Source organism: Methylobacter sp. Wu1, from assembly GCF_036553575.1.
GTDB lineage: Bacteria > Pseudomonadota > Gammaproteobacteria > Methylococcales > Methylomonadaceae > Methylobacter.
The window spans coordinates 1-22,061 of sequence record NZ_JAZHOC010000063.1; the positions used below are offsets into that span (position 1 = coordinate 1).

General features: G+C 54.4%; 15 protein-coding genes. 2 read left to right on the forward strand and 13 right to left on the reverse strand.

All coding sequences use genetic code 11. The features are described 5' to 3' along the window. Positions 1-23 precede the first annotated feature (23 nt). From V2P20_RS13250 to V2P20_RS13275, 6 genes are all read right to left on the reverse strand, one after another. Complete coding sequence (locus V2P20_RS13250; RefSeq protein WP_331819057.1) at positions 24-155, reverse strand: hypothetical protein; 132 nt, start codon at positions 153-155, stop codon at positions 24-26. Positions 156-312: 157 nt separating this feature from the next. After that, entirely contained in the window at positions 313-1,155 is an 843-nt protein-coding gene (gene rlmJ / locus V2P20_RS13255) for a 23S rRNA (adenine(2030)-N(6))-methyltransferase RlmJ (protein ID WP_331819059.1), read from the reverse strand. A 42-nt stretch (positions 1,156-1,197) separates the two neighbouring features. Continuing rightward, positions 1,198-1,992 carry an RMD1 family protein gene (locus V2P20_RS13260; protein ID WP_331819061.1) on the reverse strand — a complete coding sequence of 265 codons (795 nt, stop codon included), beginning with the start codon at positions 1,990-1,992 and terminating at the stop codon, positions 1,198-1,200. Positions 1,993-2,075: 83 nt separating this feature from the next. After that, entirely contained in the window at positions 2,076-2,492 is a 417-nt protein-coding gene (locus tag V2P20_RS13265; protein ID WP_331819063.1) for a hypothetical protein, read from the reverse strand. 135 nt (positions 2,493-2,627) lie between these two features. Continuing rightward, the gene (locus tag V2P20_RS13270; protein WP_331819065.1) at positions 2,628-3,920 is read right to left on the reverse strand and encodes a flavohemoglobin expression-modulating QEGLA motif protein; all 1,293 of its coding nucleotides are present in this window, start codon (positions 3,918-3,920) and stop codon (positions 2,628-2,630) included. A 43-nt stretch (positions 3,921-3,963) separates the two neighbouring features. Then, positions 3,964-5,205 carry an SLC13 family permease gene (locus V2P20_RS13275; protein ID WP_331819067.1) on the reverse strand — a complete coding sequence of 414 codons (1,242 nt, stop codon included), beginning with the start codon at positions 5,203-5,205 and terminating at the stop codon, positions 3,964-3,966. A gap of 164 nt (positions 5,206-5,369) precedes the next feature. Here V2P20_RS13275 and V2P20_RS13280 point away from each other — a divergent pair, with 164 nt between their 5' ends. Then, positions 5,370-5,963: a YcbK family protein gene (locus V2P20_RS13280; RefSeq protein ID WP_331819069.1), complete on the forward strand. Its 594-nt coding sequence runs from the start codon at positions 5,370-5,372 to the stop codon at positions 5,961-5,963. A gap of 265 nt (positions 5,964-6,228) precedes the next feature. On the opposite strand, the gene V2P20_RS13285 is transcribed toward V2P20_RS13280, so the two are convergent. Beyond that, complete coding sequence (locus V2P20_RS13285; protein WP_331819071.1) at positions 6,229-8,067, reverse strand: L,D-transpeptidase family protein; 1,839 nt, start codon at positions 8,065-8,067, stop codon at positions 6,229-6,231. A gap of 359 nt (positions 8,068-8,426) precedes the next feature. Here V2P20_RS13285 and V2P20_RS13290 point away from each other — a divergent pair, with 359 nt between their 5' ends. Further along, positions 8,427-11,849 carry a mechanosensitive ion channel domain-containing protein gene (locus tag V2P20_RS13290; protein WP_331819073.1) on the forward strand — a complete coding sequence of 1,141 codons (3,423 nt, stop codon included), beginning with the start codon at positions 8,427-8,429 and terminating at the stop codon, positions 11,847-11,849. 107 nt (positions 11,850-11,956) lie between these two features. On the opposite strand, the gene V2P20_RS13295 is transcribed toward V2P20_RS13290, so the two are convergent. From V2P20_RS13295 to V2P20_RS13320, 6 genes are all read right to left on the reverse strand, one after another. Further along, positions 11,957-12,436, reverse strand: a complete 480-nt coding sequence (locus V2P20_RS13295; RefSeq protein WP_331819075.1) for a flavin reductase family protein — start codon at positions 12,434-12,436, stop codon at positions 11,957-11,959. Between the two features lie 150 nt (positions 12,437-12,586). Then, positions 12,587-15,019, reverse strand: coding sequence for an acyl-CoA dehydrogenase (locus tag V2P20_RS13300; RefSeq protein ID WP_331819077.1), 2,433 nt, complete (start codon positions 15,017-15,019; stop codon positions 12,587-12,589). Between the two features lie 72 nt (positions 15,020-15,091). Next, positions 15,092-17,419, reverse strand: a complete 2,328-nt coding sequence (locus V2P20_RS13305) for a 3-hydroxyacyl-CoA dehydrogenase NAD-binding domain-containing protein (protein ID WP_331819079.1) — start codon at positions 17,417-17,419, stop codon at positions 15,092-15,094. Continuing rightward, positions 17,419-18,558 (reverse strand): thiolase family protein, encoded by a 1,140-nt coding sequence (locus tag V2P20_RS13310; RefSeq protein WP_331819081.1) that lies wholly within the window; start codon positions 18,556-18,558, stop codon positions 17,419-17,421. Before V2P20_RS13310 ends, V2P20_RS13305 begins: the two co-directional genes overlap by 1 nt. A gap of 30 nt (positions 18,559-18,588) precedes the next feature. After that, positions 18,589-20,946: an alpha/beta fold hydrolase gene (locus V2P20_RS13315; RefSeq protein WP_331819082.1), complete on the reverse strand. Its 2,358-nt coding sequence runs from the start codon at positions 20,944-20,946 to the stop codon at positions 18,589-18,591. 4 nt (positions 20,947-20,950) lie between these two features. Next, positions 20,951-21,946, reverse strand: coding sequence for a VacJ family lipoprotein (locus V2P20_RS13320; RefSeq protein ID WP_331819084.1), 996 nt, complete (start codon positions 21,944-21,946; stop codon positions 20,951-20,953). Positions 21,947-22,061: the final 115 nt, after the last annotated feature.

The following is a 22,061-nucleotide window of genomic DNA, read 5'->3' on the forward strand; positions in this document are numbered from 1 at the left end:
CAATTCTGCCATTTTTTAATGTCCTATAACCAAAGGCCGGCATCCAGCGCCAGCCGCACCCGGAGCAAGGCGGTTCGGGCCTGTGGCGTGAAGGCCGGCGTCAACAATTCCTTAGCCCAGGGCCAGATGGTCCAGCCTGAAGCTGGCTTTAACAAGAAGCGGTTGTTTTTAAATTCTAGCTCAAGCTCATCTTTTTAAAAAGAGCGGTTGCTATCTTCGGCAACGGCTCTCTGCGGTGTTCAGCGCGGCGGACGGGCTGAATGGCCGATCATGCGTATCATCAGCCGATAGGCAGGTTTAATGGAGCAGGCGCTATTCCCCGGCCAGTTCCTGTATGCGGTAAAAAACTGCGCCGTTTTCGCTCAGCACATCGGCCAGCCACGGCAGAACAGCTTCCATGTCAGGCTTCAATGTCCAAGGCGGGTTGATCACGATCATGCCGCTGGCGGTCATGCCGTGTTCATTGGTATCGGCCTGAAGGCCCAATTCAAACAACTGGATATTTTTGATGCCGCTGTTTTGAAGAGCCTGTTCCAGTTCTTTATTGCGTCTGCGTTCGACGACTGGATACCAGAGCGCGAAAATGCCGGTGGCAAAGCGCTTGTGCATTTTTACCAAGGTGTCCACGACGTCCTGATAATCGCTCTTCATTTCATAAGACGGATCGATCAAGACAAGGCCGCGGCGCTCGGCCGGCGGCAACAGGCCGATGCTGTTTTTCAAGCCATCTTCATGGAAGACCTTGATGCGCCTGTCCCTGTCAACGGCTTCCGCCAGTAAGGCGATTTCCGTCGAATGCAGTTCGTATAAAAACAGCCGGTCTTTGCTGCGTAATAAATGTTGTGCGATCAACGGCGAGCCTGGATAGCGCGTGAGCTTGTCCAAGCCGTTGAATTGCCTGATCAGCCCGACGTAGGCGGCAACGCTGGCCGGCAGGTCATGCCGTTGCCAGAGTTTGCCGATGCCGTTGTCGAATTCCCTGTTTTTCAGCGCAAAGTCGCTGTCCAGTGCGTAAGCGCCGGGACCAGCATGGGTATCGATGCAACTGAACGGCTTGTCTTTTTTCCTCAGGTATTCAAGAATCTGGATCAGCGTCAGGTGTTTCAGGACATCGGCGAAATTGCCGGCATGGAATGAGTGGCGGTAACTGAGCATAAGGAAAGATTTATAAGGAAATGCAATGGCTGGCAGGAATTCTCAGGCCACTTTTTCAAAAATGGTCATGCCGATTTCAAACGCAATCAGCCAGATGATAATCCATTCCAGTTTTGAAGAATGTCTGTGCTTTTGCTCGTCGGCCAGCATTTCAAACAGTTCATGGATGGTTTCGAGTTTTTTGGATAACACTTCGATGCGTTGCGCTATTTCCAGGTATTTGGCGGCAACGCTGTAAAAAGGTTCATATTCCGGGTATTCCCAAAAAAAATCGGGAATATCGAGCAGGTCGTAGTTCAGGATGATGTCGCTTTTGGTCAGGAACAGTTGGCCGCGGATCTTGGCTATTTCCTGGCGGTTCAACTTGATGCGGCCATTCTGGGCCAGCGATTTCGGAATGTAATTGGTATTGGTGATGGTCCTGAGCGCGTGGGTTTCAAAAAAGGCCAGCTTGATCGATTGCGCCATGCCCTGGGACAATGAAAACAGCAGGATGGGATCGGCAGACTCGATTTCGATATGGTCTTCAATAATGCGCGTCGTCGAGCAGTTGAGCGCGTAGGTGAAGTTATCTTCCTCCACGATATCGAGCGGGTTATCCGCATGTTCCAGCAATAAACGATGGAGCCGGGCCTGCTGCTCCGGATCGATGTTCCAGTGCACGACGGCTCCATACGCGAAAATAACCGACAAGGCCTCGTGATCCTCAACCAGCAATGCACCTTTAATAATCCTGACCTGTTTCGATTCGGAAATTATTTTTGATAACGCGGCAATATCGAAACGCTGCGCCAGGCAGTAGGCCACACATTTCTTGATGGAAAGGTTTTCAGTCATGCGGCATTCTCTAAAGCTCAGCCAGGGCAGGGGATATGTACATCATCAGGCCTGACCGGTGCTTCTCCTTGAATTAAGTTGATTTATTCGGTTATTTTAACCAGCCATCCGTTTTCAGCCTCACACCTTGGCGATTTGGCGTTGACCTTGACGTTAACTCTGGCGGTTACATTTTTCAGCTCGGCCGGCAGTTTGCCTTTTATCAGATAGAAGCTGTCTTTATCTTCGCCAGTGATTTCCACCGGGATCGTTTTTACGGTGACCTCGACTTGATCGGGGCTCTGAATGCCGGTAACCATGAACGAAAATTCCGCTTCCGGCGCAACGGTGGCCATGTGGCCGGGCTGGAATTTGCTGAGACGGGCTTTTACGCAACCCGCCGCGCCACCGCTGCCGGTACCCGGCGTATGGCCGGCATGGCCGCTGGCTCCGGCTATGGCGTCGGTCATGTTAAATAAGGAAAGACTCAATAAAACGACGAGCAAGTTTGGTATTCTCATGATTTCCTCTCTAATTATTATTAATCAGCATTCAAGCGATGCTGTGTTACAGCCACAAAACCTGCGTCGGCACGGATTTCCGTCGGCGGATGCATGACGTCCAACACGTCTGCTTTTTTGGGGCGATGGGTTCGATTATAGAACATTGGCGTAGTCCTGCTCCAGTTGCCGGAAGCTCATCGATGACATAAAGCGGCTGAAGCTCAACCAAGCCGACAGCCCCATCAGGTCCTTGAATTGCGGCGGCAGGAAGCGCGGCGCGATGACGGTTCCTTCTTCAACCAGATCGACCAGCACCCTCATATCCTCGATCATGGTCTTGCCGCAAAACAGCAGCGGGATGCGGTCGGGCTTGCCCGTGCTGACCGCCAGCCGCATGAAGTTATAGGTCAGCACGAAACCTTTGATATAAGTCAGGTCCTTGGTGAAAGGCATGCCGTCCGCGCTGCTGCCTCTGAATACCCGGCTGCTCAGCGTGTAGCTTTCTTCCGGGTCCAACCCCTTGTCCCTGAAAAAATGAAAGATATCCATGAAGTCGGCGCCGTCTTCGGCCAGCGTAATGGCGCGCACACGGTTGATCAGGCGCATCAGCCGGTTAGGGGTGGAGCTGAAGGTCAAAATTTCCATCAACACCGCCAGTCCTTCCTGCGTGACCGCGGACGAAGGCGGGCCTTTGCCGAGAAACGTACAGTAAGGCTGAGCCAGGCCGTTCAGCGTCGTGCCCAGGTGCACCCAGACCTCATGCACTTCAAGTACGCGCAGGTCGCGCATATTGAACAGGGCATCCGCGCGCAGCTTGACGTAATCGGTGCCGGCGGCGGCATCGGCGACGATGCCGTCACTGATCATCGCGCGCAGGCCATTGCCCGGAAACAGATTTTCAATTCTTTCGTTGAGGATGCCTACCGCTTCTTTTGCAGTGATGGTCTTGGGCTCTTCATTCAGGAAATCCAGTTTCAGCAATTGCGACAGCGTTGCTTCCATCATGCTGCCGAGATCGGCGATCGTCGGGTCGCCGACATGGAACACATCGCGCGAGGAGCCGTACAGTTCCTGAGAAATATCGGAGAAGATGGGCGTGCCCCGGGACTCCAGCATACGCACGACGGACTGGTACTCGCGGCAAATCCGGCGCATGATGACGCTGAGCGGATTGAGCTGGCCCAGCTTGCGCGACAAATCCCGCTCGATCTGGTAAAACTCGCGTTTTTTCTCGGTCGGATCAAAGCCCAGAGGGCGCTGCAGATAATAATCGGGCGTTACGAGCGGCGGTTTCTTGCATTTGCCTTCAAAAAAAGCCTGCTTGATGCTGTCGTCCCATTTGGTCGCATCCAGAATGCGTATGGGCTGCTGGGCCTTGACGATACGGTCCGAAAGCATTTTGACTTCAGTCAGATAAGCCGAAGGTTTAGTGGTTTTTTTACTCATCCAATGTTGGTAAGCAGTGAAATGGCCGGAAAATTCTCAGGGCTTAGTTATACCAGTAACTGAGCCACGCCCAGTATATCAATAGATTGATAAAGCCCAATGGAATTCCGATGCGGGCAAACTCGAAAAAGCCCAGTGTTGCTTCGTGTTTCTCGGCATGCTGGATGATGATGACGTTGCTGGCGGCGCCCAGGATCAGGAAATTGCCGGCTACCGTGCTGCCGGCTGCCAGGGCCATCAGCGAGGCGGCATCCGTATGCGTCAGCATGGGCAGATACAACGCGACCAGCGGCACATTGGAGACCAGCTGGCTGAGCGATGCGCTCAGCAGCATGATTGCCGGCACGGTCGTCAGGTCTATCGCCAGATCTTCGACCTGCCGCTGCATGACGCCGGTTTGCCAGACGCTGGCCGTCAACACGAACATCGCGGCAAAAAACACCAGGGTCGCCCAGTCCAGACTCTTCAATAAGTGCAGGCGGGCAGGACTCAGCAATACCGGCGGCAGGGCGGCGATCAAAGCAATATGGCTCAGCTTGATCTGTATCAGGCTGTGCAAGCCGACCAGAATGATTTTGACGATGATCAGGCCGATCAATAAAAACAGCGAGATGCGGCCGAGTTTAGCCAGTTCCGGGTCCAGCAGGCCGACGGGATTATGAGTCAGCGGCAGGCCATTCCTGAACTCGTCCCGGTAAACCCATCGCAATAGTAAATAGGTGACGATCAAATTGATCAGCGTAGGCACGGCCAGGGCCTTAAAAAATGTCTGAAAAGGTGCCGGTAATTCCGCATGCGTGGCAATGAGCAGATTCTGCGGATTGCCGATAGGACTCATCACGCTGCCGAGCGTGATGGCGTAGGCCAGCGTCAGCAAGAACAGTTTGCCGCTGAGTTTATGTTCTAGTGCTAATCGCAATACGAGCGGAGTACCCACTATGGCAAGCGTGTCGTTCATCAGCAGCGCCGAGCTGAAGGCGGCGCCGAACAGGATGCCCAGAAGCAATTGCTGCGCCGACCTGATCCGGTTGAACAAGCGATAGGCCAGGTAATACAGATAACCGCTGGCGACCAGTGTCTGGCCCACAATAAACATGCCCAGCAAAAACAGCATGACGTCGAGGTCTATCGCCCTTAAGGCATCGAGCCAGCTGATTTCGCCAAAGGCCAGTACAATCAAGGCGCCCGCAGTCATCGATTGCCAGATTTTAATCGTAAATCGGCCGATTTTCCGCACGGCGATTAATAAAAAGACTATGAATAGTACAGCTAAAGATAAGTTCATTAATTTTTATGGTCTAAGCGTGATTATCAACTCAGGAGGCATTTTACAGCTTAAGAACGGGCAATCGAATAACGACCTTTCCAATTTAAGTACGAATACTTATTTAAGGTTAGTTTAAGACTTGCAAAAAATAATGACATCTACAGCGGTACAAAAGACAAAACATGAACAGACAGATAGAAAGCCTAGATATTGATGAGGGCGGTTTTGCAACATCAAGGCGAAGGTTTCTGAAGACTATGGCATGTGGTTCTTTGCTGACATTGAGTGGTACCGGAATCGCAAACGCGGCAGCCAGGCGCCTTCCTTCGCATAAATCGCTTTCCTTACTACACGTCTATACCGGCGACAAGCTGAAGCTGACCTATTTTGAACAGGGCGGCTATCTGAAAGACGCCCTGCTGGAAATCAATTATCTGCTTCGCGATTATCATACCGACGACGTTCACCCCATTGATCCGGCATTGCTCGATCAGTTATATGATCTGAAACTTGCGCTCGGAATCAGTCAGCCTTTCCAGATCTTTTCGGGCTATCGTTCCCCGCGTACCAATGCCAGATTGCGCCGACAAATCCGTGGCGTCGCAAAGCACAGTCTGCACATGCAGGGCCGGGCTATTGATATTCATGTGGCCGGAATGGATATGCGAAGAGTCAGAAACGCAGCGCTCGCCATGCGCCGCGGCGGAGTCGGGTATTATCCACGCGCCGATTTTGTGCACCTGGATACGGGCGATTTCAGGTCGTGGTATAAATAGGTATCGGCCTGTTTTCGTGTCTGCCTTAATGATTCAATAACTCATGTTACGCAGTTGGTTGAAGTTAGATCGGTTTAATAAAGTGTCGCTAGCGCGACGGTTGTGTTAATCGGGTTTATCGCACCCGAAGGCGAGATCCTTGCCTTTAACAGCCTACCGCAGCTTTTAGGGGCGGTGCTCGGCGCAGCAAACGGGATGAAACCACCCATGCGTAACATATGTTGGATCAAATCCAGACTTTCAGGCATGAGTCGATTGGTTGCGCTTATCTCACCAACTGGACCGGCTCCGGACCATTGCTGATGAAAAGCAGCTGATCGGACAGGTCGGCCGGTTTTTCAAGCGCGCCCTGTAAAACAGGGTCCTGATCATAAATATCCTGATAGAACATCAGACTGTCATGTTGATCGAAGAAAGACGTCGTATAAAAGAACAGCACCGGTACCGGCTTTTTCAGGACAACGTGTTGCGTTTTAGGCGTCTGCATGGCTGTCTGTATGGTTTCCTTGCTCCACCCTTCCTGGCCTTTCAGAACGAACTCGGCCAGCTGCTGAGGATTTTCGACCCGTACGCAGCCGTGGCTGAAATCCCGGCGCGATTTGCTGAATAAGGCATTGGCCGGCGTGTCATGCAAATAGACATCGCTCTGATTGGGAAAAATGAATTTTACTTTGCCCAGGGCGTTCTTATTGCCGGGGCGCTGCCTGGCTTTTAATGTTCCCTGTTTCAGTTGCGCGATGGAATTGTCGGCAAACGGGACGGGCTTGACTTCATTGCCGAAGTTGGGGACCAGCTCTATATGTTCTTTGGCCAGATAATTCGGATTTTTTATTAATTTGGGCAATACTTCGGTCTTCAGGATGCTATAGGGAATGTTCCAGTAAGGCATAAAATCGATAAAACGCAATTCCGCCATTAATACCGGCGTCTGATTCTTCAGGGCCTTGCCGACGACCACTTTCATGTTCAGCATATCGGCATCCACTCTGCCAAGCGCATTGAACGCCCATAATTGAAAAGCCGGAATATTGACGATAATAGAGGGCCCGGCCGGGAGCTCAGGCAGCCAGCGCAATCTTTCCATCGCCAGTTCAATTTGCGCTGCACGTTGCGTTAACGGCACGCTGAGCGCGGCGGCTGTTTCCTTGCCGATAACGCCGTAAGCGCCAAGACCGTGCCGGTACTGGAATTTTTTAACGCCTTCAACGATTTCACCCGTATAAAGCGATGTTTTTTGGGCTTTGCCGTTATCTTCGGCTTTATCTTCAGGCAGGTCGCCGATTGCGACCAAAAATTGGCGCAGCTCTTCGATTTGCGGCAGTTTATCGCCGGGGTGAATGGTTTTGGTGAGAGTCAGCTTATAGGGCCGGGATTCGGCAGCCAGCCGACGGTAAGCCGCTAAAGCCTGCTTCAGTTTTTGATACTGTTTTAATTTCGGCTCGACCAGTAAAGGCAGTTGGGAAACGGTATCCTGCGCCAGACTGTCCTTGATCAGCGTCGGCAGATCAGCCAGTTTTTTTTTCCTCAGTTTCAGGTTGAAATTGATGCCTTGGGGATTAACGCGGCCGTAATGCACATCGTGCAGAAAACGCAGCAGGGACAGGCTCAGCGCTGTATCGTACAGCGCGATTGAATTATACGCTTCCGGAGCCAGCTTTAAGGCCTCGGGCAATTTTTGCTGCAGCATTTCAGCATCATAATTCGCCGCGCTCAAGCCGTGCTCCGAAGCTTTTGCCAATAGTGCCAGGGCGTCGACAATCTGTTTTTCCGAGCGTCCATGCCCTAGCCATAAGGGCTGATAGCGGGCGATCTTATAAAGATTCTCAAGATCCTCCGCACGATTGAGAAAGCCGGAGCGTTTCAGATATGGATGTTGTTGGGCCGCTATAATGGCCTTGATTTCTTTTTCCATGCCCGGCGGCTGGTCGGCAACGGCTTCGGCATGCAGCCACGGAGCAGGCAAGGCCAGGGACAACAGCATCAGCAGCCGGCTTGCATAGCGCAGGCTCCACAGCTTTAAATCGTTTTTTGGCGGGAATTCGGGAAGGTGGAAAACAGAACTAATCCTGTGATTGTGACCGCTCGCTGATATTACCGGATGCATGCAATGTAACGCCTAATTTTTTTAACTTAACTCTTAATGCCTCACTGAAGCATTAATACTGCCGACAAGCTCAGCATTTTATCACAGAGCTGGCGCGCGGCGGTCATTAATGAGGCAATCAGAACTTAAGAAAACTTTGCTAACCTACTGCGCTAATGTTTTGCAAACTAGCGCTCAATTTTAAATAGTGGCTCGAAGTCGGGCTGATAATGATGAGCTTTCTGGTAAAATGGTTAAAGAACGCGCTACAAAATGAAGCATGTCGCTCGCTCCAAGATGTTATGACCTCCTATTCATTCTCTCCTAGCTGTAAATAATTCTTCATGAAAAGTATGGATTCTCACGCCGTTGCCAGTTCAATGGCTCATAATTTACTGTATTTATTGCTGATCCTCTGCCTTGGATCGTCTCCCGCCTGGGCTGAAAAAACGGCGTCTACGCCAAGTACGGGACAAAAAAACAGCAATTCCAGCATTACCTCGGATGCGCTGCAGGCCAAGATTGATTCATTGAATGCGCGGCAAGACCTGGATGCCGCCTTGAAAACGAATGTGCTCAAGCTCTACCAGTCTGCGCAGGATAATCTGGCCAATACCGAAGGATTCAATAACCAGACGGCCGGGTTCAAGGAGGCCGTCAGCAAAGCCCCCGATAAAACGAAAAAACTGCAAAAAGACATTGATCAGTTTCAGCAAAGGCTGTCTAAACAGAAAATCGAGGATTTCGGCAACATACCCATCGAAGAGCTGGAACAGCGGCTTATTCTTGAGAAAGGGAAAATCAGCAGTCTGGATGAGCAAATAAAAAACCTGGAAAACGAGCTTGTTTTGCAAAACAGCCGCCCGCAGCTCATACGGGAAGAAATCGTAGCGGCAAAACAGGATCTTGAATCGACGCAGAAGAAGCTGGAAGTACCCGCCGGCAATTCTGTTTCAAAGCTCGAGGCAGAAGCCTGGCAGATGCAGTTGAAAACGCTGATCGAGTCGCGCACGGCTGAGCTGAAAATGCTGGATATCGAGGCGATCAGCAATCCGGCCAGAGTGGAACAGCTCAAAGCCGAATTACAGCTGCTGAATATGCAGAAGGCTGCGCTGGTGCCGGTTGTGGCTGCCATAGAAGATCTGGTCAACGAGAGACGGCAGCAGGAAGCGCGCGAGGTGCAAGAAGCGCTCAGTCAGGCTGAAAAGGCGGTCGCCGGCAAGCATCTTGCAATTCAAGCCTTCACGCGCGAAAACATCCAGTATAGTCGGGATTTGCAACTCATTACCGGCAAGATTGACAGATACGGCGAACAAAAAAACAGAGTGGATGAACAAGCCGCCGACATCGGCAATGACTTTAAAAGCGCCGAAAAAAAAATCAGCCTGGCCGGCTTGAGCCCCGCGCTGGGCAAAATATTACGCGAGCAGCGGCGCAATCTGCCGACCGATGGTCAGTTTGCGCTGCAATCGCAGGCAATCCAGGATGAGACGGCTTTAGTCAGTCTTGAGCAATTCAAGATTGAAGACCGGTTGAAAAAGCTCGCCGATATTGATGACGAACTGCAGGCGATTATGGCGCAGCAGGTCGATGCGGCGTTGCCGGCCGATCAACGCATGATGATTCAGGCCGAATTGCGCATGCTGCTGGACAGACAGAAAGAATTGCTGAATAAATTATCGGTGGCCTATACGACCTATCTGCGCACGCTGGGCGATCTGGATTTCGCCAGGCGGCAGATGATCAAGCAGGCCGATGACTTTGCGGTCTATCTGGACGAACGGCTGCTGTGGGTGCCCAGCTCCCCGTCGATCAATCAGGATTTTATCGTCGGCCTGTATCATTCGGTACAGTGGCTGCTGTCGCCGTTCAATTGGCTGGCCGCGCTCAAGGATACCGCCCACATCGCCTTGGAAAATCTGTTTCTGGCTGTCATTGCCGTATTCGGTCTGGTCGTTTCCATATTGGCCAGAAACTGGGCAAAGCAGCAATTGGCGGCCGTTTCCGAAAAAGTCGAAAAAATTTACACGGATAATTTCAGCTATACGGTGCGGGCTCTGGGCTACACACTGATTCTGGTGTTGCCGCTGCCGCTGTTTCTGTATTACCTGGGCTGGTTTTTGAACAGCCATGCCCATCTTGCCGATTTCAGCAAATCGATCGGGGCGGGGTTGCTGGGCGTTTCCATTCCCTTGTTCTTTCTGGAATTTTTTTATCGCCTGTTCGCCTCCAAAGGCATCGCGAGCAAGCATTTCCAGTGGCAGAAAAGCACAGTCAGCTTGCTGCGCAACCAGATTGCCTGGATGCGCTTTGTGCTCCTGCCGGCTGTGTTCATTATTTATGCGACCGAGGCGTCACAATCTTCAAGCCACAGCGATAGCCTCGGCCGTCTGGCCCTCATTGCTGTCATGACGGTTCTGGGCATGTTTATGAGCAAGACACTTCATCCGTCGAAAGGATTAATAAAGGATTACATTGAAGCCCAGCCTGACAAATGGCTGCCCCGGCTGCGCTATATCTGGTATCCGGCTATCATCCTGGTGCCTGTCATCGTGATCGGTTTTGCCGTCGCCGGCTATTACCAAAGCGCAGTAGAGTTGCAGCAGAAGCTGATCGTAACGCTGCGGCTGCTTTTTGTGTCCGTTATCGTGCACCAGATGGTTTTGCGCTGGCTGACGCTGGTCAATCGGCAGCTGGCTCTGAAGAACGTCCGGCAAAAACGCAAGATTGCGGCCAGCGGCGCGAAGCATGCGGTAGCGGGCGCGGAAGACCCAGTGCTGCCCACCGATGAAGAGCTGATCGATATCCCTAAAATAAACGCCCAGACTACGAAGCTTCTGAACGTTTTCATCGGTTTCGCCATCGTGATCGGCTTCTGGATGATCTGGCGCAATATCCTGCCGGCGTTCTCGTTCCTGGATAACATCGTGCTTTGGCAGCACAAGGTTATCGTCGAAGGGCAGGAAAGCTATCAACCGATAACGATGACCAATGTGCTGCTGGCCGGACTCTATGCTTTTATCGTCATCGTTTCGGTGCGCAACTTTTCCGGTGTGGTCGAGTTATTGATCTTCAGGCGTTTATCGGTAGCCGCGGGCAGCCGCTACGCGATCAATCAGCTGGCCAAGTATGTGCTGATCTCCATCGGTTTTCTCGGCGTTGCCAATGAGCTGGGCGGCAGCTGGTCGCAGGTGCAGTGGCTGGTAGCGGCGCTCGGTGTCGGTTTGGGTTTCGGCCTGCAGGAAATCTTCGCCAACCTGGTGTCCGGCATTATTTTGCTGTTCGAGCGCCCCGTACGCGTCGGCGATACCGTGACCATTGGCAATGTCAGCGGTAAAGTCAGCCGCATCCAGATGCGCGCGACCACGATCATAGACGGGGACCAGAAAGAGCTGATCGTGCCCAACAAGACCTTTATCACCAGTCAGCTGGTGAACTGGACCTTAAGTGATGCGATCACCCGGGTGGTGATTCCGGTAGGCATCGCCTATGGCTCCGACGTCAAACTGGCGCATAAAATCATGCTGGACACGGTGCGTGCCACGCCGCTGGTCCTTGCGGACCCCGAGCCGAGCGTATTGTTCGTCGGTTTCGGCGAGAGTGCGATGGATTTCTCCATTCGTATTTTTGTGGGCGAGTTGGCAGACCGACTGCCTGTCACGCACGATCTGCATGTCCGGCTTGAACAGGCCCTACGCGAACACAACATAGAGATTCCTTTCCCACAAAGGGATATCCGTGTGCATTCAGTTGAACAGGGAAAGAAAGTTGTTAAAGCTCAAAAAGTTGTGAATGCTGAATAAAAGAGATTGAGGCGGGATGGCCAGCCGCCGCGAAACCGGATGTGTTTCACGGCGGATAGCTTGATGGATTGGCGGCCGGGTTTGTCAACCCGGCCTATGAAAGCTGCTTACGCAAGCTGCCGGTAATTGCCGCAATAATACAGCAGCGGATTGCCCGGACGGCAAATCGTATCCTGCACTTCGCCGATAATGATCCAGTGCGTGCCGGCGCGGACTTTTTCAACAACCCTGCAATCCAATGACACGATGCTGTCAGTCAGGATGGGCGAACCTGTTATGCCAGGCTCCCAAGCTGTATTTTCAAAACGTTCTTTCTGACTGCTGCCGCCTGCGAATTGATTGGAAACGTCCTGTTGTTCTGAATTCAGCACATTGACGGCAAAGCACCGGCTTTCTTCAATGCCGGCGCCGGTATCGGCCGAATCATTGATGCACACCAGTATTTGAGGCGGATTGACCGACACGCTTGAAAATGCGGTGACGGTCATGCCTTGCACGCCGAATTTTTCAGATTGAGTAGTAACGACAGTGACGCCGCTGGCCCATTGTTGTAGCGCTTTCTTAAAATCATCAGCATTGACAGGCATTCATTTCTCCGATTACTCGAGTTTGAGACGAGGCTCAGCATTTAAAGACAGTTTAATCATTATGGTACAACATTTGGTCATTATTGTTAAATAATCGGGCATGCGTTCTATTGATTGCATCTTTTTGGGAAACAACTAAGGCCGGCGCCGTCAGTCCTGCGTCAATCTGCCGGTCAATTCTTCAGGGCTGAAGTCATCCACGCTGATGGCGGCTATTCTGGCCTGTTCGGCGGCAGCGATCAAGTCCGCTTCCTGCGGCGTGATGATGTTCTTCGCCAGCGCTTCAGCAATCACTTTGGATTGATCGCCTTTGGACAATTGCTTGTGCAGTTGAGCGACGCGGATTTTGGCTTCCACAGGCGCCGCCGCCAGTACGGCTTTAAAGGCGACCTCGATGCGGCCGGTTGCATCGTCGGGGTTGCCGTTGATGTAAATGCCGTCGGTCAAGCGGTCGCGCATCGCTGTATCGGCAAGCAGCAGCGAGGCCGTTTTATGCGCCAGTTTGTCATTGGGCGGCCCATAATGCTTGCCGATCGGGAAGGTAATCAAGCGCAACAGTATGGCCACTGGACGCATCGGCAGCTTCCAAAGCACGGCCAGCAGGGATTGCTGAGTCCGGTGCAGGGTATGCTGGCAGGCCCAATTCAGCAGGGGCGCGTCGTCAGCGGGAGAGCCTTGGTCGTGGTAATGCTTGAGCACGCAGGAGCACAAATACAGATTGCTCAGGACATCGGCAAACCGGCCCGAGATTCTTTCACGGCGCTTCAGCGAGCCGCCCAGAGTAAACAAAGCGAAGTCGGCAACCAGCGCGAAATTGGCGCTGAGGCGGGCGATTCGCCGGTAGTAGCGTCGGGTCATGCGATCGCCGGGCACACGCAGAAAACAGGCATTGGTAAGCCCCAGCCAGAAGCTGGCAGCCATGTTATGCATGAAAAAGCCGATATGCCGGAGCAGAACCTCGTCGAATTGCTGCAAAGCCTGCCCGGACGGCGCCTGCTGCAAGGCGGCCATTTCTTTCTGGATGAACGGATGGCAGCGGATGGCGCCCTGGCCGAAGATCATCATCGTGCGGGTCAGGATATTGGCGCCTTCGACGGTAATGCTGATCGGAATGACCTCATAAAACCGGGCCAGATAATTGCGCGGCCCCATGCAGATGCCCGAGCCGCCCTGGATGTCCATGCCGTCGTTGACGATGCGGCGCATGCGTTCGGTCAGTTCGTATTTGACGATGGCCGAGATCACGGACGGTTTTCTGCCGTAGTCCAGGGCGGCTGTCGTGACCTGGCGCGCGGCATCGAGAATATAGGTCTCGCCGGCCATGCGCGCGAGCGGCTCCTGTATGCCCTCGAATTCGCCGAGCGGCAGATTGAACTGTTTGCGGATGCGGGCGTAAGCGCCGGTATTGCGGCAGACGGATTTCGCCGTGCCTACGCTCAATGCCGGCAGGGAAATGGCCCGGCCCGTGGACAGGCACTGCATGAGCATTTTCCAGCCGTTGCCGACCTGTTCGACGCCGCCGATGACCCAGTCCATCGGAATAAATACGTCCTTGCCCCAGTTGGGGCCGTTCTGGAACGCCGAATCGAGCGGGAAATGGCGCCGGCCGATCGAGACGCCGGGCGTGTCGGTCGGAATCAGGGCCACGGTGATGCCTCGGCTTTCCTGATCACCGATCAACTTATCCGGGTCATAGAGCTTGAATGCCATGCCCAGCACAGTGGCGACCGGGCCCAGCGTGATATAGCGTTTTTCCCAGTTAAGGCGGATGCCCAGCACTCTCCGGCCTTCGAATTGGCCGTAGCAAACGATGCCGGTATCGGGCATGGCGCCGGCATCGCTGCCGGCATGCGGGCCGGTCAGCGCAAAGGCCGGGATTTCTTCGCCCGATGCCAGGCGTGGCAGATAATGGTTCTTTTGCTGCTCGGTGCCGTATTCCAGCAGCAATTTGGCCGGGCCTAGCGAATTGGGCACCATGACCGTGACGGCCGCCGTGGTGCTGCGGCTGGCCAGCTTCATGACGCAGGCCGAATGCGCCGTGTTGGAAAAATCCAGCCCGCCGTATTGCTTCGGAATGATCATGCCGCAGAATTTGTGTTTTTTGATGTAGTCCCAGATCTCTTGGGGCAGATCCTGGCGGTTGTGCGTGATGTCCCAGTCATCGAGCATGGCACAAAGCGTTTCCACAGGGCCGTCCAGAAAAGCCTGCTCTTCCTCGCTCAGCCGCGCGGCCGGCAGGTTCTGCAACACTTTCCAGTCCGGATCGCCCGAGAACAATTCCGCATCCCACCAGGTATTGCCTGCTTCCAGTGCTTCGCGTTCGGTCTGCGACATGGTCGGCAACGCATCCTTCATCCGCTTGAAAATCCTGGCGGTGATGATCTGCCGTCTCAGCGGCGAGTAATTGATCGGCACGGCCAGAAACAAAAAGCCTATCCATAACACGGCATTCAGTAAGGGCAAATTGCTTAACAAGGTATAAATGCTCAGCAGCAGGGCGATAGCGATCGTCGACTTCAGCAGCGAGATTTTGTAATAGGCAAGCACCCCTAGCAGGATGAGCAGGGTGAGTAACCAGAGCATTGTTGTTCTCCTCGGTATGGTATAGATGCGCATCGCCGCAAACTTAGCGGGCAATGCGCAGTTTATCGGCGTCTAATTCCTTAACGGTTTGCCGGTCTTCAACATATGATCCAGTCTTGCCAGGGTGCCGGGCTGCCGCACCAGTTGCAAGAATGCTTCCCGTTCCAGCGCCAGTATGTCGCCTTCCGTCAGCGGTGACGTGATATCGGCGTCGCCGCCGCTCAGGACATAGGCCAGCTTGTCGCCGACTTCAACGTCGTAATCGGTGGCTTTGCCCAGCAAATGCAGGGCTTTGACGCCCATGCTGAGCATTATTCCGGTGGTCTTTCCCGGCATCGCATAGACGCAGGGCTCGGGCGGTCGGTAATCCTGTTTGAGCTCCAGCGCTTTAGCCTTGGCATCCGCCAACAGGCGGCTTTTATTCATGGTGATGCCGTCGGTGTGCGCCAGGAACATCAACTCCTTCGCGTCCATGGCCGATTTCGATACCCTGGCCATGCCGATGGTTTCGAAGGCTTTGACAATCGGCGGAATGGGGCCGCCGGGCCGTTTGGGAAACTTCAGCCAGCGGCGCAGGTATTCCTTGCAGCCGCCCCAGGCTGGAATCAGACCGACGCCGACTTCCACAAGACCCATATACAATTCGGCATGCGCCTGTATGGCGTCGCAGTGCAGCAATATTTCGCAGCCGCCGCCCAAAGCCAGCCCCGACGGCGCGCCGACCACCGGAAAAGGCGCGAATTTCAGGGCCTTAAAGGTTTGCTGGCCCTGCAGCAGCAATTGCTCGACGGCCGACCAGTCGCTGTTGTGAATGGCCTGCATCAGCAAGGTCAGGTTGGCGCCGGCGGAAAAATTCTCGCCGTCGTTGTGGATGACCAAAGCGGCAAACTCGTTGCTGACTTTTTCGATGCTCTGCCGGATCAGCGTCATGGTGTCCATGTCGAGCGTATTCATCTTGCTGTGAAATTCCAGGCAGGCGACGCCGTCGCCGATATCCCACAGGCTGGCCGACGGATTGACCAGCACGGGCGGCTGCCGCAATTTTACGTCGGACAGCAGCAATACGCCTTCTTCTCTGCGGACCGGCCGGTAATCGCCCGACAGATCGGCAAACGTCAGCTGGCCTGAGCTGACCTGATACAGGGGCCGTCCGGCAGCCAATAGCGGCGGCACCTCGCGGTTTTCCGCGCGCAGCTTGTCGACGAACCAGCCGACGCCGATCTGGTCCAGCAGTTCAAACGGTCCGTATTGCCAGTTGAAGCCTTCGCGCATGGCCGTATCGACGGCGACGATGTCATCGGCAATCTCCGGCACAAGTCCTGCGGCGTAGCTCAGCGTCCTGGACCAGACTTGCCAGGCATAAAGCGAGGCCGGGCCCGAGCCTGACAGCAGGGCACGCAGGGGCGACTTCTCGATCGCGCCCACGGACTCATGCAGATCGTCGGCCTTGGGCTTTTCGGCCGGATGATAGGTTCCGGTTTCAAGATCGAGCGCTTCCTTGACGCGCTTGCCGCTGGTTTCGTTGAGCCGGTAAAAGCCGCCTTTGCCTTTTCGGCCGGTATAGCCGTCCTTGATCATGCCGGCGACCCGATCCGGCAGCCGGTTGACCCGATGAAAGGCATCGGCCTTTGGCAGGGCCAGTTCCATGCCTTTCAGGATATGCGGAATCAGATCCAGGCCGACCAGATCCAGCAGGCCGAAGATGCCGGTTTTAGGTATGCCGAAGGGAGTCATGACAGCATCGGCCTGTTCGACGCCGAGATGCCGGTCCATTGCTTCCAGCAGGCCGCATTGCAGCCAGTACACGCCGATGCGGTTGCCGATAAAGCCGGGCGTGTCCTTGCAAATCACGCAATCCTTGCCCAGTCTGGTATCGGCGAAGCGGCTGACCATTTCAGCCAGTTCGGGCCGGGTATGAGGGCCTGCCACCAGCTCCAGAAGCCGCATATAGCGGGGCGGGTTGAAGAAATGCGTGATCATGAAACGCTGCGTGAAGCTTTCCGGCAGGCCTCGCGTCAGCAGCGCCAAAGGCAGCGTCGAGGTGTTCGACGAGATCAGGCAATCGTCGCGGCAGACGGCCGTCAATTTCTGATAAAGCGATTGTTTAATTTGCAGGTCTTCAATGACGGCTTCGATAACCCAGTCCACATCAGCCAGCCAGTTGAGATGATCCTCGACATTGCCCGGCGTGATCAGGCGCGCATTGTTTTTGTGCATCAGCGGCGCGGGGTCGGCTTCAAGCAGTTTCTTGATGGCCGCTTCAGCGATGACATTGCGGTTTCTGGCGTCTTTGGGAACGATGTCGAGCAGATAAACAGGCACGCCGGCGTTAGTGATGTGAGCGGCGATACTGGCTCCCATGACGCCGGCACCGATGACGGCGACTCTTTTGATATCCATCAGATTGCCTCCAGAATGGTCGCGATGCCTTGTCCGCCGCCTATGCATTGCGTGGCCAATGCGTAGCGTTTGTTTTCGCGTTTCAGCAGACTGGCCGCCTTGCCGGTGATTCGGGCGCCCGATGCGCCCAGCGGATGGCCCAGCGCGATGGCGCCTCCATCCAGGTTCAGCTTGGATAATGGAACCGGCAGGGCTTTCAGGACGGCCAGTGTCTGCGCGGCAAACGCTTCGTTCAATTCGACGATATCGATATCGTCCAGCTCGAGCCCTGCTCGCTGCAGGGCTTTGGCGGAGGCGCCGACTGGGCCGATGCCCATGATTTCCGGCGCGCAGCCTGAAACGGCGATCGACTTGATTCGGGCCAGTTTGTCGAGGCCATGCGCATCGGCGTATTCCTCGCTGCAGACCAGCACTGCGGCGGCGCCGTCTGTGATCGGTGAAGAAGTGCCGGCCGTGACGCTGCCGTTGGTCTGAAAGGCGGGAGGCAGTTGCGCCATGGCTTCCATGCTGGTACTGGTGCGGATACAGCCATCCTGGTCCACGATGCCTGAGTCCGGCGTGCTGATCGGGATGATTTCATCGGCAAACCGGCCTTGCCGCTGGGCCTCGGAGGCCTTTTGCTGGCTTAACAGGGCGAAAGTCTCCTGGTCGGTGCGCGATATGTCATATTGCCGGGCCAGGTTTTCAGCGGTATCGCCCATGCTGATATAGGCCTCGGGCAGTTTCTCGAAAAGGGCCGGATTGGGCATGTAGTTGTAGCCGCCCATCGGAATCCGCGTCATCGATTCAACGCCGGCGCAGATGAACGCGGAGCCGGCATTCAGCTGAATGGCGCCGGCGGCGATATGGATGGCTTGCATGGATGAGCCGCAGAAGCGGTTGACCGTCATGCCGGCGACGGAAATCGGCAAGTCGGCCAGATTGACGATCAGGCGGGCGACATTGAGCCCTTGTTCGCCTTCGGGAAACGCACAGCCCAGAATCAGGTCTTCGAGGTCATGCGGGTTGACGCCGGTTTTCTCGATGAGCCCTCTGACAACCTGGGCTGCAAGATCGTCCGGTCTGACTTTAATGAGGCGGCCTTTATGGGCGGGCGTAAACGGCGACCGGCAATACCCAGCAATAACGACGTTTTTCATAATCCTTTCTCCAGTGGATAGGCTTAAGTTCTAGCGGCTCGATTCCGGCAAGGGATACAGGTTAAATTTATTAATTCTTCTTTGACCTGACTCATCCTTATTGGTTTCATCGATGCGGCCGGCCATGAAATCATCGATCATTTCCCAAGTGTTGCCCAGGTTGTGCAACAGGATGCCGTGGCGATCGGCATTGATGATCTTGAGCTGCTTGCGGGGCGCCCCGAGTTTTTCGAAGAGTTCTTGCGCGCTTTTAACGGATACGATAGGGTCCTGATCGGCATAAATGACCAGCACGGGGGTATTGATAAGGGGCAGAACCTCATCCATGTCCTCAATCAGCAGGCGCAGTTCATACAGACTTCTGATCGGCGTATGCCGGTAGTTGATGGTCGGGTTTTCCGGTACGTTTTCGATAAACCGTTTGACGCCCTCATAGGCCGAAACCCAGCCGACCAGTTTATTGGTGCCGTGCAATAAGGGCACGAGCATAAAGGTCGAATTGATGAATTTCAGCGGCACGGCGATCGCTGTGATGCCGATAATTTCCGCGTGGTTTTCCGATGCCAGCTTAAGCGCCATCGCGGCGCCGGTGGAAAAACCGGTGACGAAAATCCGCTTGCAGTGCGCTTTCAGTATGTTGAAGCCGCGCTGCACGGACGAGTACCAATCCCGCCAGCTCTGGTCGCGCAGCGCATATGGCGAGGAGCCGTGGCCTTTCAGTCTGACGCCCATGACCGTATAGCCTTGTCTGGCCAGATACTCGCCATAGCTTCGGGTTTCGGCCGGACTTGCCAGCAGGCCGTGTATCAACAGCACGCCGATGCCGTTACCGTGTTCGGGCCGCAGGAAAAACGGCATAGGATCGGCCGTGGCCGTTTCCTGCTCATTGATGTCGTCGAAATGGGCTTTGCTGTACAGATGCCGCTCCCAGCTCAAATCACGGCGTTCGTCATCGAAATGCCAGGCGGCCAGTTTTTGCGGGTCGACATGATCATGCTCGGCCATGGCCTTGACCATGGTCTTGCGGACGGCGGTTATCGGTTCGGCTTCGTTATCATAAACGGCGATCAGGTTTTCCAGCCGGATGTTGTCAAAGTCATGCTCTTCCTGCAGTTTGGGCAAAAACTGGTAGTAATCCTCGTATTCGAGGATGAGCCCGTTTTTGATCGCCACAGAAATGAATTGCTCGAAGCGTTTGCTGGTGCCGGCGATCAGATCGCTGTAATCGGCCGGGTTTAAAAGGCTCCTGTGCAGGTTGATTTTGGTGTTGTTCTGCAAATGCTTGACAGCGATATACAGTATCGTGAAAAAACGCTGGCGCTCGATCTGCTGCTGGCCGGTCTCGATGCAATGCATGATCAGCGTCGAGGCCAGGTGGCTTAAATTGATCGTGACATTGGCGTAGATTTCCTCCATGTACTGGTTGCGTGTGGCGGCGGCGCTTTTTTTGAAATACGAGCCCAGCATTTTCTGCTTCCAGTTCCTGGGCCTGGCATGCAGTGCAAACACTTCGTCGAGCGTCCTGAATTCGGAGGCCACCAGGCCCAGCAGATAGCGGTTCCACCAGTGCCAGACTTTATAGGGATCGACCGGCGCGCCCATGCGGACATCCATGTCGGTATTTTTGAGCATGATGTTGCCTTCGATCAGCAGTTCCTCGGTCTGGCGCAGATTCAATCCGTCTGCGAACAGTTCGACGCTCGTCAACAGCAGATTTTCATCGGAGCGGATCGGATAAAACGTGATATTGGACGGTATGATCAGGGTTGGCTTGAGCGCGGCGGTCAGCAGTTGATCGAGGCTGTCGAGGTGCAGGTCTTCCTTCCAGCGTAATAATTGATCATAGTTTTTGTCGGTGTAGGCATTGCGGATCGTGGCTTTGAAGGCCTCCAGCCCTTGCGCCAGCACGGCGGGGCCGGTGTGATGCTTGCGCCTTTCGCCGGTCAGCCGCGAATAAACGCTGTAATGGCCTTTATGGTCCATGACCCGGCGGTCCTTGACCATGCCGCCTTCGGGAAAGACGATGACCTTGCGGCCGCGGAGTATCTGTTCGGCAAGCAGAGGGAACAGGCGCGGATGATCATGGGGGAAAACGCCGACGTTCCTCAGGTAGCGGGCCAGCACCGTGTCGCCTTGAAAGAATTCACCGGAGGCGATGGCGCAGCTGTAGGCGCCGGTTTTCTCGTAGATCAGATATTGCGGGATAAACGTTTCAAAGCGCGAGAAATGGTTGAATAAAAAGATATCGCCTTGTTGAACCTGGGTGTCGGCATGGAGCTTAAGCTTGACGCTCAGCATTTTTTTGACAGAGCTGAATACCTTGACCGATCTTTTATAGAGTGCGGTATCGATATCACTCCAGTTGTCGGGATAAGGTGCTCTGGGCATGGCCTTATTCCTCCGGAGCCGACAAATCGAGGAAGTGCTTGGTCACCGGCACCGCCTTGGGCGACCGGCCTTGCTTAGGATCCTCCAGTTTCAGCGTATGGGTGACAACAGGGGCTCTGTCGGCGATCGGCGTTATCTTGACGGCATTGTCAGGAGCCGCTTTGACTGCGCGCACCTCGGCCGCATTCGCTCCGGCCGTTGCCGGCGCCGCGTTATCGGCATCCTCCAGGGCGGAAACTTCTTTATCTATATCAAAGCCATCCGCTTCCTGTACCGGTACATTGCCGTCATTGACCAGAAATTCACGGTGCTGCTGGTAGGAATTTTTAATGAATTCATAGCGGTCCACAGCCGCTTCGTCGATCATTTTTTCGGTCGACATCAAGCCGGCCCGGGTATCGGCGACATCGACCGCGCTGGAGGCCATCGATACGACATTGACCATGCCGCCGGAAAGCAGGAAGGCATAAGTCAAAGGGCTCAAGAGAGCGTCGCCAAGCAGGCCGACCGCATCGCGCGGCGAACTGGCGCCGGCGAACGGCAATACCAGATAAGGGCCGGAGGGGATGCCCCAATAGCCTAAAGTCTGGCCGAAATCTTCATCGTGCTTGGGCAAATCGATATGCTTGGCCACATCGAAGACTCCGACTACGCCGGCCGTCGTATTGACCAGGAAACGGCTGGCGTCCATGCCGGCCTGCAGCATTTTAAACTGCAGCAAATCGTTGACGGTGACGCCGATGTCGTTCAGGTTGCTGAAAAAGTTGGACACGCCTTCATCGACGGCATCCGAGGTTATCCACAGGTAACCTTGCGCCATCGGTTTTAAAATAACATCATCGACGTCGTCGTTAAATGACTGCGCGCCCCGGTTCCAGCTTTCCAATGGATCGTTCGGGCTGGTTTCACCGTTCTTGGCCGTGGTCGCGCAACCGCCTAGCGCACTCGATATAATCAGGCCGGCGGCTAACAGGCGGGTATTAAGAATGGGTTTTTGCATTTTGGTTTCAACCTGTTTTTTAAAATGGTTTTCTGGTAGTCGGCTCCAGTTAGTATACCAAGCATTCACACCCTATACCTCATGAAGGTTGTTTGTGCCGGGTTGGTTAACAGCC